Origin of the sequence: Fictibacillus fluitans, assembly GCF_030418125.1 — a bacterium.
GTDB classification, from domain to species: Bacteria; Bacillota; Bacilli; order Bacillales; family Fictibacillaceae; genus Fictibacillus_C; species Fictibacillus_C fluitans.
Map to the genome: position 1 here is coordinate 151,908 of NZ_JAUHTR010000005.1, position 14,368 is coordinate 166,275.

The 14,368-nt window shown below is 42.5% G+C and carries 11 protein-coding genes; 3 read left to right on the forward strand and 8 right to left on the reverse strand.

Annotated elements, in window-relative coordinates; translation table 11 throughout:
* Positions 1-143: 143 nt before the first annotated feature.
* The 3 genes from QYB97_RS11400 to QYB97_RS11410 form a co-directional block, all read right to left on the reverse strand.
* Positions 144-674, reverse strand: coding sequence for a hypothetical protein (locus QYB97_RS11400; RefSeq protein WP_301166128.1), 531 nt, complete (start codon positions 672-674; stop codon positions 144-146).
* 147 nt (positions 675-821) lie between these two features.
* Positions 822-1,661 carry a phytanoyl-CoA dioxygenase family protein gene (locus tag QYB97_RS11405; RefSeq protein WP_301166129.1) on the reverse strand — a complete coding sequence of 280 codons (840 nt, stop codon included), beginning with the start codon at positions 1,659-1,661 and terminating at the stop codon, positions 822-824.
* Between the two features lie 87 nt (positions 1,662-1,748).
* On the reverse strand, positions 1,749-3,158 hold the full coding sequence (locus QYB97_RS11410; protein WP_301166130.1) for a sugar porter family MFS transporter: 1,410 nt from the start codon (positions 3,156-3,158) through the stop codon (positions 1,749-1,751).
* A 287-nt stretch (positions 3,159-3,445) separates the two neighbouring features.
* On the opposite strand from QYB97_RS11410, the gene QYB97_RS11415 reads away from it, so the two are divergent.
* Together QYB97_RS11415 and QYB97_RS11420 are read left to right on the forward strand one after the other, a co-directional pair.
* Positions 3,446-3,982, forward strand: a complete 537-nt coding sequence (locus QYB97_RS11415; protein WP_301166131.1) for a GNAT family N-acetyltransferase — start codon at positions 3,446-3,448, stop codon at positions 3,980-3,982.
* Between the two features lie 118 nt (positions 3,983-4,100).
* Complete coding sequence (locus tag QYB97_RS11420) at positions 4,101-6,125, forward strand: Na+/H+ antiporter (RefSeq protein WP_301166132.1); 2,025 nt, start codon at positions 4,101-4,103, stop codon at positions 6,123-6,125.
* Between the two features lie 101 nt (positions 6,126-6,226).
* Here QYB97_RS11420 and QYB97_RS11425 read toward each other — a convergent pair whose 3' ends face one another.
* The 3 genes from QYB97_RS11425 to QYB97_RS11435 all read right to left on the reverse strand — a co-directional run bounded on the left by QYB97_RS11425 (position 6,227) and on the right by QYB97_RS11435 (position 10,259).
* Positions 6,227-8,128 (reverse strand): hypothetical protein, encoded by a 1,902-nt coding sequence (locus QYB97_RS11425; protein WP_301166133.1) that lies wholly within the window; start codon positions 8,126-8,128, stop codon positions 6,227-6,229.
* A gap of 210 nt (positions 8,129-8,338) precedes the next feature.
* Complete coding sequence (locus tag QYB97_RS11430; RefSeq protein WP_301166134.1) at positions 8,339-8,716, reverse strand: VOC family protein; 378 nt, start codon at positions 8,714-8,716, stop codon at positions 8,339-8,341.
* Positions 8,717-9,029: 313 nt separating this feature from the next.
* Positions 9,030-10,259 (reverse strand): MFS transporter, encoded by a 1,230-nt coding sequence (locus QYB97_RS11435; protein WP_301166135.1) that lies wholly within the window; start codon positions 10,257-10,259, stop codon positions 9,030-9,032.
* 169 nt (positions 10,260-10,428) lie between these two features.
* Here QYB97_RS11435 and QYB97_RS11440 point away from each other — a divergent pair, with 169 nt between their 5' ends.
* Complete coding sequence (locus QYB97_RS11440; RefSeq protein WP_301166263.1) at positions 10,429-11,301, forward strand: LysR family transcriptional regulator; 873 nt, start codon at positions 10,429-10,431, stop codon at positions 11,299-11,301.
* A gap of 534 nt (positions 11,302-11,835) precedes the next feature.
* Here QYB97_RS11440 and QYB97_RS11445 read toward each other — a convergent pair.
* Entirely contained in the window at positions 11,836-12,231 is a 396-nt protein-coding gene (locus QYB97_RS11445; protein WP_301166136.1) for a VOC family protein, read from the reverse strand.
* Between the two features lie 97 nt (positions 12,232-12,328).
* A complete protein-coding gene (locus QYB97_RS11450; RefSeq protein WP_301166137.1) occupies positions 12,329-14,257 on the reverse strand; it encodes a PTS fructose transporter subunit IIABC in 1,929 nt (642 codons plus the stop codon).
* Positions 14,258-14,368: the final 111 nt, after the last annotated feature.

Sequence of the window (14,368 nt, forward strand, 5' to 3'; positions counted from 1 at the left end):
ATCAACCTTTCGAAAAAGATTTTTCAATACAATATATCTTCCAAAAGAATATCATTTTTATATGGGGACTACATTAGAAAAAGAGGGTTAGATTAACGATAACCCTCTTTTCACATCTTTTATGCACTTCTTATGGAAGAATCCTAAGGACATTGAACCACGGATACCGGGCCAAAAATAAATGATTTAATTATGCCGTTATAATTAGCTTCCCCCGAAATTAATATGTTTCCTGTGGTTGTACTTCTTATTGTTCCTACAGCCAGCCCTGTTGCATCCGTAACAGCTGGATTAGGAGTAAAAGTAATTGCAGAAGGTTGACTGCTTTGAAAAGAAAAAATAACACCTGCTAATGGTGGAGAGTCTGAAGTATCAGTACAACGAGCAGACACTCTAAAACTTCCCTGGCAATCGATAGAAACAGGAAAAACTGTGTCTATTATATACTGACTACATACAGGAGGAGAAGGAACAGGATTGGTGTCGATAAAAGGAAACAAAATTAATTCGATGCTTGCTATATTAATAGATACAATGCGCCCATCCATTGTTGTGCCAATAACACATTGGTTCGTTTTCCTTACAAATATTATGGTTTGAGTGATCCCGTTGGAGACGATCGACAAAACTGTTCCGGGTCTAGCTTTTTTTAATTGATTTTCAATACATTTCATGCGAGCCCCTCTTTGCTGTTTATACACATACACTAGTTTATGTACAACCCTATATTTGTGATTGGGCAAGAAATAACAGCAGGAAACTCCTATAAACAAAAAAAAAGCTGACCGATCACCAGTCAGCTTCCTCCCCTCTATTCTCTCCTACTCCGCCTCGCCCATTTTAAGCAGTTCAATATCATGCGCCTGCTCTATGACTTCCAGTTCATCTACCAGGCGACAGTTTATATGTTTTTTTAACGACTCTGGCAGCGTTTCGTAAAACTTCTTTGTGAGCTGCAGGTCGTGGCGTTCGGCATTATTGGCAGTAGGGGCATCCACTCCCAGCACCAATGTTGGCCGTGATTTGTTTGAGTTATTGGCGGTACCGCGGTGTATGGTAAGCGCAGACCGGGCAGAGATGTCACCCATGCTTGGCATTTTGCGCTGGGCGCGTTCTTCATAACGGCTGTAATTCTCTTTGTCCGGGAACATCTCGTGATCAAAATCACTTCCATCATCCCATTGGGTACCAGGCGCAATCTCGAATGGCCCCATATCAGGGTCCACATCGACCGTTGTCAGGTTAAACGCCAATGAATTGATTCTTCTTCCTTTATACGTGTCTTCCGGAGACGGAAAATCACGGTGCCACGGCTGATTGACCGCACCCGGGTTCGGAACGTCAAACCCAATCTCAACCACTTTATAGTCAGGTCCAAGAACAGCTTCACATACTGCCTGAACCCATGGATGTGTGACAAGATCAACAAAACCACGAAGGTCTTCCGGATGGATTTCGACGTAATGGCGCTTCGGCCCGCGGCCAATGGCACCGTTAGGACGTTTTAGTGCTTCTTCATACAGCTTTTCAATATCCTCCCCAAGCTGCGCGATCCATTCCCGGCTGAAAGCTCCTTTTTGCGCAATGGTTCCTGCTCCGTATAATCCACCCATAATTTCAGCAACATCATAATTTTGAATTTCTTTCACTTGTGTGCTCATTCTTATTCCTCCTCTAAAAATTAAAGTTTAGTTATTGTGTGGTACTACCCAAAGCGGCACGCATCACTCCTTTCAAGTTTTAGAAAGTCAGGATTTTGCCTGGAACAGCTGCTCAATTTCCTCGAGTGACCGGTTTTTTGTCTCCGGCACGTATTTATACGTGAACAGCCACATCAAGAAAGAACCTAGTGCAAAGAACCAGAAGGTAGGCATTCCGCCAATTTCCTTTAAGAACACCGGGAAGGAATGGGCCACCAGGTAATCTCCGATCCAAAGTGAGATCGTAGAAACCGCCATGGCTTGTCCCCTGATTTTCGTCGGGAAGATTTCCGATAACAGCACCCACATTCCCGGGCCGACTGTAGCCATAAATACCGCCAGATAGAACAAGGTGTAGACGAGAACCATCGTTCCTGATGTGTCGGTCTTAAAGCTGAGGCCGATCAGGAACAGTGCCAATGCCATTAAGAGTGACCCGATCAAGAACAATTTTCGTCTGCCTGCCTTGTCCATCAGATACAGACCGACAAACGTAAACACAACAATGACGACTCCCATAAAAACGGTGTTCAGGAATGATGATCCCAGGCTCGCTCCGCTCTTTTTAAAGATTTCGGGAGCATAATACATAATCGCGTTAATCCCGGCCCACTGAGTCATAAAAGCAATAACAACACCGACAATGAGCGCTTTTTTGTTTTCCTTTTTAAATACGTCTTTAAAAGTAGTTCCTTTGTGCTGCCGGATGGATGTTTCGATCTCTTCCAGCTCTTTTCGTGAAACCTCTTCGTCCCGGTTAATCTTGTTTAATACAGACAGTGCTTCTTTTCTTTTTCCGTTCGCTGCCAGCCACCTTGGTGTTTCGGTCACAAACGGCATCAAAATGACGTAAACGACAGCCGGAATGGCCCCGAGCGCGAACATCCAGCGCCAGCCTACATCCACGTTCCATTGAACGGTACTGCTTTGGGCAATCATGTAGTTGACGATAAAAACAGACGATTGCCCGATACTGATTGCCAGCTGCGACATGGACCCCAAACGGCCGCGAAGATGAGCCGGAGCGGTTTCTGCGATATACAGCGGCGAGATAAAGACAGACATCCCCACACCGATTCCGCCGAGAATCCGGGTTAAGACCAAAAGGGATACACTATTTGGCAATGCAGAACCGACCGTTCCAATACCAAATAAAATCCCGGATAAAATCAATGTTTTCTTCCGGCCAAAGCGGTCACTTAAATACCCGCCCGCTGCCGTACCGATCGCAGCACCCAGCAACAGACTGGAAACAACCCATCCGGACATGGAAGGACTAAGCGCAAAACGCTGATCCAAAAATCCGATCGCTCCGGAGATCACAGCCGTATCATACCCAAACATCAAACCGCCGAAGGCAACCACAATGGAAACCAGTGTAATAAAACGGACATTGGCTCCGACATGCTTATCCAATTTCTTTTGTGCAGATGATTCAACCTCTATGGACATTGCCATGAACGTTCCTCCTCATTTTAAAGGTAAATGAACCTTATATAGAAAGCGGTTACATTATTCTATAAATTGTAGAATGAAACAAAATCAACTTTCCTGCTATACCTCTATATTCTGCCTCCCTTTATTACGATTTTTATTATAATAAAACTTGTAATATTCTAATAATATATATAATAAATGCTTACACTTACTATTTCAACCACCTTTTTGAGATAACTGAAAAAGGGAAATTTGTTTCCTTCATTGAATGTAGAAGAGACAGAAGATCAGTTTATATGGAGGATACAATGGACATTCAGACAGAGAGGCTTCAGATTAGAAGATTAACCACAGACGATTGGCAAGCAGTCTATGACTATACCTCCAATCCTGCTGTCATGGAATATATTCCGGAGGGGGTTTTTACCGAAGAGGACGCCAAAGCATTTATCGAGGAGAACAGTGGAGACAATCCGGAGAAATATGCGGTAATGCTGCGGGAAGAGAATGAATTTATCGGCCATATGGTGTTCCATAGATATTTTGGCAACCATACATACGAGATTGGCTGGGTGTTCAATCCGGCGTACCACAATAAGGGGTATGCATCCGAGGCCGCACAAGCCGTTTTGGATTACGGCTTTGAAACCTTGAAGCTGCACCGGATTATTGCCACCTGCCAGCCGGAAAACCCAGCATCTTACCGTGTAATGGAGAAGATGGGAATGCGAAGAGAAGGCTATTTTAAGAAGTGCATCCCTCATGGAGACGGCTGGTGGGATGAATACTATTACGCCATTTTGGCGGAGGAATGGGAAAAACTCGGGGAAAAAGCATCTGTTTAGGTGCTTTTTTGTTTTCCCTTGGGGTTACACGGTTTATTTGAAGGGTATTTCTTAAAAAGATGAAAATATTTTTTAAATCTTTCATTATGGTGCAAAATGTAGATGAAAGGAGTTACGCATGGAATTTTTTCTTGTTATTTTAAGCCTGCTTGCCCTGATCGGCCTGGCTAGTTTTATCAATCATTTTACTCCATACATACCTGTTCCACTGATTCAAATTGCGCTCGGTGTAACACTTTCTCTGCTGCCGTTAGGCATAGAAGTTCCTATGAACCCGGAGCTGTTTTTCATCCTCTTCATCGCACCCCTGCTTTTTCATGATGGGCGACACGCTTCGAGAGAAGAGCTGTGGAAGCTTCGTAAACCGATTCTCCTGCTGGCCCTTGGCCTTGTCTTTCTAACCGTATTTGTGATCGGCAGTCTGATACATTGGATCATCCCGTCCATTCCCTGGGCGGCCGCCTTTGCACTTGCGGCTATTCTCTCTCCTACCGACGTGGTTGCTGTTGGCTCGATTTCCAGCCGGGTAAAAATGCCGGAGCATATCATGCATGTTCTAGAAGGCGAAGGATTGATGAATGATGCGTCCGGATTGGTAGCGTTTAAATTTGCGGTGGCCGCTACAGTAACTGGTGCCTTTTCCATTGCAGAGGCGAGCGGCAGTTTCTTTGTTATATCGCTGGGCGGTTTTCTCGGTGGTGCCCTTCTGGCTCTAATTATCATTCAAATACGAACCTTTATCCGGCGGCTCGGCATGGATGATGTTACGATTCATATGCTGATCCAGCTATTGACTCCGTTTATTATCTATTTTGTCATTGAACATTTGGGCCTCTCAGGTATCCTTTCCGTAGTTGCCGCCGGAATTGTCCATGCCATTAGCCAGGACCGTAACCGCCTGCCCGCTGGATCACTTGAAATAGTTTCGCGGAGTACATGGACCGTCCTCATTTATATCCTAAATGGTCTGGTGTTTGTTATTCTCGGCTTGCAGATCCCCGGTGTGCTTAATGAAATATTCCAGAATCCCTTGTTTAATAACTGGAGAGTAACCCAGTACATTCTTATCATCTCGTTTGCCCTCCTGGTACTCCGATTCCTTTGGATCTTAATCACCTGGCGCGGGTGGAGGGAAAAAAGTACGGAACACATGGAGAAATTACGATCCATTGGTCTCCTGACCCTCTCGGGGGTGCGGGGTGCAGTCACACTTGCCGGTGCATTTACCATTCCGTTTACCATTGAAGGAGGGGGCAACTTTCCTGACCGGTCGCTTATCATTTTCATTGCAGCCGGTGTTATTCTGGTGACCTTAATTCTCGCCAGCATTTTCCTGCCCATTCTGGCTAAAAGCGAGAAGGGAGATTCGCAGGGAGTTAAGGATGAGATGAAGCGCAAAGCTACACTCCGGATGTTTGAGGCGGCTATACATTCCGTTCAGAATTCCTACAGGGACGAAAACCGGGAAGCTGCTGTATCCATCATTAGCACATACAACAACATGCGCAACGAAATCAGCTCCAAAAGCTCAGAGAGAATCGAACGCCTTGAAAGCAAGGTCCGTTTGATGGCGATTGAAGCAGAAAGCCGTTATTATAAGAATTTAAAAAAAGCAGGAAAAGTTGACCGGGATACGGCCATTCTGATTGAGGAACATCTGCAGCGCAGACGGTTGGCCCAAACGAACCGCATGCAATACCGCCGGCTGTTCGTTTGGATCCTTTTCAAGCGCAGTGCATATGTGCTGCTGCAATTTTTCATTCCCAAAAACAGCGCACAGCGTAAACAAATTCGTAAGCGGAGAAAACGATTGGTTGGTTTAAAGGTCAACATGGCCAAAGCAGCCATTCACTATTTAAAAACGAATATGAATCCTGAAAACCGTCATCTCTTTCTCGATGTCATGGGCGAATATAACGATCTGATTGTAAAATACAATATCGCCAAAAAGAGCGAGGAATCCACCCATTTCGCCCGCATGCAGCGCGATCTTCAGATTGCAGCATTCCAGGCCGAGCGTGATGAAATCCAGGACCTGTACGAGAAAGGCGATGTGACGATTGATGTGATTCGGGACATTCGAAGGCAAATTAATATCAGGGAAGCCTATTGGATGGAAGAGAATAGTGTGCATTTTCATTAATACAAAGAGAGTAATCATATTTGTTTTAATATGATTACTCTCTTTATTAAAACTAAAACTTAGTATAGAAAACAGTGCTTAAACTCAAGTGAAATATATGTTTATTTACTTAATCCACCTTTATATTGCTTTGCATAGTCTAATAGATTTTTTTTGGGTCTTCTTGATAGAGGAACCATAATAATAATAATAATAATTACGTTCATAATGTTAAATATTTGGAAATACAGAGTAACTTTCATCGCTATATCTTCTTTTACTCCAAATAAAATTAGAGAGGACATAGTCCCAAGTACGAATGCTTTATTAAAGAGAAGATTTAAAATAGAAAGGAGAAGCAATATTAACGAGGTTACTTGAGACTTCTTACTCAAAAGTAAGATATCATAAGACAACAGCCTTGATAGCACGGCTAAAAATAGACTTAAAGGTAATAAAGTAAAATATACAATCTTGAGGCTTTCTAAAAGGTCATTATTAAAAAAATGTATGTATGCAACCATTAAAGAAATATAAGGAATGGCTATCATAGTTAAAGAAAGAAATCCCCTTGTTAAGGCTAAACCGTTTAAGTGGATTTTTGAAAAATCCAAAAACAATAAAAAGTTTGCACTTAAAGCTATAAATAAAACATAGCATAAGCAAATTAATAACAAGGGTAAATTCAACTCTCTTAATTCTTTATACTCTATCCACAAAAAAGGTAAAAGTATTAAAAGATAATTAAAAGAAATAGATGTACTATACTTAATTGCCTCTTCTGGTTTTAGTCCTGTTGCATCTTTCTTTTCAACTACATTTGATATTGAATTAACAAAACTTACAGCTGTTAAGACAGATAATAATGTATAAAAATAATAATTTTTAATGACACTTTCAGACAAAGTATTAAAGTTATGATTTTTAAAGAAAACAAAAGAGACAGCGCTTATACATATCGCAAAAATAGAATATGAAAAAGCAGGTCGTATCAAGTGAGGATTACTACCCATTATAAGTCTAAACAATTTATTTCCGAAATTTTTACCGAAGTAAAATTGGAATCCTTCTAAGATAGTTTCATTGTTGAAATAACTCCTATCTTCACCCTTTTTACTTATAGGCGACAATATCCTTAAACATGCAAAAAAAGTAAAGATTAATACTAAAAAATAAAAAGTCAGACTAAAGGTATTGGAAATATTTGCATTTTCTTTAAAACTCATTATTAATATTACAAGGATTACGGAGATAATTGGTGGTATATAGTGCTGAAAAACAAAATGCATATTAATTTTTTCAATTATGTATGTTAATAAAAAATAGATAAGAAACAACCCTATAAAGACTACGAGTTGTATAAGTATAGTTTGTAAAGGAAAAGTAAAATTCCTTTGAATCATTATAGGATAGGTGCCTAAAAGAATAATGACAATTAAGGTACGCTCAACATTTGTTCTAGCTCTCGCTGATAGAGAAAGTATTTTATCTAAAAATCTAATAATCACCATCCCTATAATATATATAAAAAGTAAAAAAGCGGTTGCATCTGCTGAACGAGAAATCAAATAAGCCGGGGTAACAAGACCAGCGAAATTTGCCATAAGTATGTATTTTCCAGTTTCTACAAATAGGGAGAGCCACAGTGCTAAAATAACCAGCAATGTATATTGAATTTTTTGTTCGTAAGCAATGGAAAGTAAACTAAATCCTACAGAGGCTATCGATAATAAAAGAAGATTATATATAATATCTGTTAAATTAAAACTGAATATTTTTGTTTTCGTTATAATCCAAACTGCAAATCTACTAACTATTGGGATTAATGGAATAATTAGAGTTTTAGCTCCTACTTGAAATAAGCTATATAGTGGAATGACTGCTATTAACGAAAACACTACTAATAGTGTAAGTACTTTCACGACACTTCTAATAATCTTATTAGGGTGCTGACTTAGCAGTATTAAAAAGGGAAGTAATAGGATAGGGAATATAATACCAATATTAATTATGGACAAATCCAACTATATTCCTCCTTTAATGGGACGTCTAAAAAATTTTATTGCAGATTAATATACTTCTTCCCACTCCTCCCGACTAAGTACTCTATTGGTATAAATTGTACATCTTTCATCGATAAAAAAAACACCCATGTACTATAGGTGTTTTCCCAAATACTCTTATTATTAATACAATAATACATTTTTTTTCGTTAACCTTAATTATTTCCCTAGTTAGTCATTCTCCATCACCGCAAAATAATTCCCTTCATCATCCGCGAAGTTAAACACCTTGCCTGAAGGCATTTCTACAAGTTCTCCGACCTGTACGTTTTTGCTGGATAAGTTCTGGTATAGTTCATCCAGGTTTTCTGTGAAGAACATTAAAGAGGGTGTACCGAGGTTAAGCTCTGGTGACATTTTTCCTACAACTTCCTTGTTGAACAACGCAATTGTGGTTTCTGAATTCTTACTGGGAGCAATTGTAATCCATCTCATTGGACCGCTTTCACCCTCTGAGATGACAGTGAATCCTGCTTTTTCCGTCCAAAACTTCACTGCTTGATCCTGGTCGTTGACATACAGCATCACTTCACCTAGTTTACTGAACATCTTCTTTTCCACTCTCCCTTTATATTCATTCCAACACTGATTCAATAGTGCATTAACAAGTTATTCTCCCCTTTACCATCCTCCCTTGTCCACAGACATTGCTGCAAACTATATTCAACAATTTTAGTCATAATCCTCTAAAATCTTGTTATTTTATAAATTAGTCCAAAAAGAATTTTCGACATAATGGAAATATTATACTTTAATTAAACATTAGAGATTTTCTTAGCGATTATCATGAATGAGATAAATCCCTTAAATAACGGCCACGGCTGCTATTTTTTATAAAAAAAACACCCGAATCAACGGATGCTTAATGCTGCATACTTTCGCTGCCGACATGGCGTCTGACTTTCTTTCCGTTATGCGCAATTTTAGAAACAGCGGCCCAGAGCATCATACCGATTGCGAGAAAGCCCGCTGTCATGCTGATCACGCCTCCCCAGCCAAAATCGCTCCAGAAGAATCCGGCGAGTGTTCCTCCCACGCTTGAACCAGTGTAGTAGAGAAACAGATAAAGTGATGAGGCCTGTGCTTTATCATGAGTCGCACGCTGCCCGACCCAGCTGCTCGCGATGGCATGACTGCCGAAGAAACCGTACGTAAAAAATCCGAGCCCGAGGATTTTAACGAGCAATTGAGAATCCAGTGTCATCGCCACTCCGGCCAGCGCAATGAGCAAGTTGATAAAGAGTATTCGCTGTTTTCCGTGGCGGTCCACCCATTTTCCTGTCCAGACGGAGCTGAACATTCCAATGATCATGATCAAAAAGATCCAGCCGACCACGGTTTGGCTGAGCGAATAGGGCTTGCCAAGCAATACATAAGCGATATAGTTAAACATCGCCACATTGCTTCCCAAGAGTAAAAATCCCATGAAGAACAGGCAAACCAATCCTGGATCTTTCAAATGGTCAACCATCGTTTTCCCCAGCTTTCCAACCTGCAGCTGGCGGGCGTTGAAGTTTTGGGATGCAGGCAGACTCTTCCAGAAAATAAGAGTGGCGGCTAAGCTGATGATGCCGATTCCCGCTATGGCCATATGCCAGCCAAAGAAATCGCTGATTAAGCCGGAATAGACCCGGCCAAATACCGCTCCGATCGAATTACCGCAAATATAGAGCCCCATTGCTGCCCCAAGACTTCTTGGTTCAATCTCTTCCCCCAGGTACGCCATGGCAATGGAAGGCAGCCCGGCCAGAGCAATTCCTTCCATGGTTCGTAGAATCAGCAGAACATGGAAATTAGGACTGAATGCCGTAAGAATACAAAATACAGATGCCGCAAGCATGGAAATGACCATAATCGGTTTTCGTCCCCATACTTCTGACAATGACCCGAAGATCAACATGCTGACGGCAAGCACAATCGTGGTTACGGAAAGTGACAGGCTTGCGGTTGTTGGTGAAATGCTGAATTCCTTGGAGAATTCGGGCATTATAGGCTGTACGCAGTAGAGTATCGCAAATGTATTAAAACCAGCGGCAAAGAACGCCATGCTGGTTTTCCGAAAAAGCGGTGTTCCTTTTTGAATGTAGCTCATTCTGTCACCATCTCATTACTATGGCATTCACCTTGTTGCATCTCTATCATCCCTTTAAATTATCTTCTATATCTATAGTAGCACTCCCTAATTATGATGTATAATTCATTATAATTATCTTTTTCATGCATTTATGTAATATATAATTTAGGGGAATGTGGTGCTATCCATGGAATGGCAGCAATTTGAATATTTTAGAACACTGGCAAAGATGCAGCATGTGACCCGTGCAGCAAAAGCGTTATCCATTACCCAGCCTGCCCTCAGCCGTTCAATTACCCGGTTTGAGGAAGAAATCGGCGTGCCTTTATTCGAACGCCAAGGGCGATCCATCCGGTTAAATAAATATGGACAGCTCTTTTTACAACGCGTGGATAACATCATGCGGGAATTTGAAGAAGGAAAACAGGAGATTCAAGATCTGCTCGATCCCAATCAAGGAGAAGTATCCATTGGATTTTTGCATACGTTAAGCACCGGACGAATTCCTGATTTACTTTCCGCTTTTCGCCAATCGTATCCAAAGGTAAATTTCCGGCTCGGTCAAGGTCCTTCCCACCAGCTCATTGCCAAGCTGCTGGCAGGTGAATTTGACCTTTGCCTCATTGCCTCAATGGAAAGCAGATCCCCCATCAAGTGGAAGCCGCTTTGGGATGAGGAATTGTATGTCATTGTTCCAAAAGATCACAAATATGCACATCATGAATCCATATCGCTGGAACAAATCGCAGACGAATCATTTATCCATTTAAAAGAAGGATTTTCTCTAAGGATTACGGTGGAGCAGCTGTTTCAGGAAGCCGGCCTTACACCGAACATCACCTTCGAAGGTGAGGAGGCGGACACCGCCGCTGCACTTGTTGCTGCTGGGCTCGGCATCTCCATCCTCCCCAATTTAAAAGGCACCGATCAAAGCAAGATCGTAAAAATCCCTATTCAGAACCCGCACTGCCAGCGGACCATCGGAATCGCCTGGGTGGAAGGAAGATATGTATCACCTGCCACCCAGAAATTTAAGCAGTTTGTGTTGGAGCAGCTCTGAAAATTTCCAGGCTAGTATATCAAACGAAAAGTAAAAAACGAGCACGCAAATGTCGTGCTCATTTATTCTTCTATTGTTCTTCTTTATCAACCTACTTAGTAGCTACTGTTTGGGCGCCTTTTACTACATTCCTCATGACATCTATCAGTTATAGCAACACACCTTCCGAGGCAAGCTAGGTTACCCCAACACGCTCTACCACAAGCACGTCCATCTATCTCACACTGCTCATCACAAGTTGTACCGAAATTAATAATATTAACCGGCTTTCTAGCTTTCACCAACCTTCTTCGGTGTAATGACATTATTATCACCCCTTGATTTATTCTATGTTCAGAAACTATCAGGAGTGCATATTTAGATATGAAATAGTAAGTTAATAGACGCCTGCATTCAATAGTATAAGATGTACGGATAATTACATTTTATCCACATACTAGGGATGCAACCTTAACGCAAATATGCCGGATAGGCAATCCCAAAAACAAAAGGAGTTCAGCTTACTGAACTCCCTTTACGTTTTTCTTTATGATTTTATTTCGCATTTTGATCCGGTTGATGAATGCCAAAGATATTCCCTTCAGGATCGAGGTAGTACCCTTGCCACGCCATTCCTGGGAGGGCATATTTCGGCATGGCCACCTTGCCGCCATTCTCCAGAATTTTCGCTTCCGTAGAATCATAGTCCGCCACACCCATGGTGCCAACCATTCCATTCAACGCCTGATTCTGCTCTGGCGGAGGGCCTTGACGCTGCATTAAAGCTCCATTGATCCCCATTGCATCACTGCTGCCTGTGGTTGCTCCAAAGTAAGGCATTCCTGCGTATTCGCTCCAGTCCTCGAATGTCCATCCGAACACCTCTCCATAAAACTTCTTCGCCTGTTCCATGTCACTTACATGAATTTCAAAATGAACCACTTTTCCCATAATACCCTCCCGTTTCATAAAGACTTCAAACAAGTACTTATTCGGCGGGTATTCTATACTTTCCTATCCGCTCGAGATTAAATGAAGGACAGGATTTTTAGTGAATCGTCCCCAGCAGCTTAAATGCCTCTTCCTTGGAGGTTACCTTTATGAGTTCCTCTCTAAATCCATCATCCATCAGTTTTCGTGACAGCATTTGCAGGATCTTTAAATGTGCGTCACCGGCAGCATGTTCTGGCACTGCGATCATAAAGATTAGTTTTGCGTCTGTACCGTCCAGGCTGTTCCAGTCGACTCCGTCCCGCTTAATCCCGAAGGCTACCGCCGGCCGTGTTACCGCATTGGTTTTTCCGTGGGGAAGCGCAATGTTCATTCCTAATCCCGTTGAGCTTTCTGCTTCTCGTTTTAAAATGGCTTGTCTGTACGTTTCCTTCGAGGATAAAATTCCCTCTGCATCAAGCATGTTAATCAATTCATCCATTACATCATCGCGCGTACTGCCTGACAGACTCGTTTCTATCAATTCCAGGTTGGTTATATCTGTTAACTGGCGAATGGAAACCTCTTGTGAAGTTTCTTCTTCCTTCTCACTTACAGGTGAAACAACTTCTTCCTCTTCATTTACCGGTGCAGCTTCTACATTTTTCTTCAATAGAGTAACCAGTAAAGCAGTTACAGCAACACCAGCAATCACAGCCACAAAGAACATCGCTACATGATCAACGGCACCCAGTACAGCTACGATTGGTCCTCCATGTGCCACCCTGTCGCCTACTCCAGCCAACATGGCAATAACGGAACCTGTCATGGAACCGACAACTATACTGGGAATGACACGCAGCGGGTCCTGTGCCGCGAAAGGAATGGCACCTTCTGTAATTCCGAACAGCCCCATGGTGAAGGAAGCTTTTCCTGTTTCTCTTTCCATTTGTGAAAATTTGCGTTTGCTGATTAACGTTGCCACTCCAAGACCAATCGGCGGAATGCAGATGGCGGCAGCAATCGGCCCCATAATCTCATAGTTTCCTTCTCCAATCATGGCTGATCCGAACAAGAACGCAACCTTGTTAAATGGACCGCCCATATCAACCGCAATCATCGCACCCAAAATCATGGCCAATACAATCGAGCTGCCGCCCTGCATTCCAGAGAGCCAGCCCGTTAAGGCTTCAAACACACCGGCAACTGGTTTTCCAATAACATAAATAAATAGTAAGCCGACAATCGCACTTGATAATATTGGTATAAAAATGATGGGCATAACGGGCTGAACCGCTTTTGGCACCTTGATTTTCTTAATTCCAAGAGCTACATATCCAGCCAGAAATCCGGCAATAATTCCGCCGATAAATCCTGCTCCGGCATCACTTCCATAAAAACTTCCGGTAGCAGCAATATAACCGCCGATCATACCCGGAACCAATCCCGGCCGGTCCGCAATGCTCACGGCAATAAAACCTGCCAGAATTGGAACCATAAACATGAAGGCGGTGCTGCCAAGACTTTCAATCTGCTTCCAGATGGTCCCGTCCGGAACCTTGATTCCGCCAGGTGTCTGTTCACCGCCAAGTGTAAGAGCAATGGCGATCAATAGCCCACCGACGACAATGAAAGGTATCATGTACGAAACCCCGTTCATCAGATGCTTATAAATCTGGTTTTCCTTTGAATTGGTCTTTTTAGTACCCCGGCTTGACGCCGATTCCGCTTTATAAACCGGCACCTCCCCGCTCTGGATGCGTTTGATCAGTTCTTCAGGTTTACGGATTCCGTCCTGAACCCCAGTGACAATGACCCGTTTTCCAGCAAAACGGTCTTTCGGAACTTCCTTGTCCGCCGCGATAATAATTCCATCCGCTTCGGCAATATCCTGTTCAGTCAATGCATTTTCTACTCCGATGGAACCCTGTGTCTCAACCTTTATATCAACACCCAGGGCCGCGCCTGCCTTTTGAAGATTTTCGGCGGCCATGTACGTATGGGCAATCCCAACCGGACAAGCTGTAATCGCTAGTATTTTCCCCATGCTGTTTCCTCCTGTTTATTGTAATCGCTTACCTTTATAATAACGCTTACATATCGAGTTAATCTCTTCAATTTTTACCGCAGCTTGTGGTAAAAAGAGCCGATTGCATGA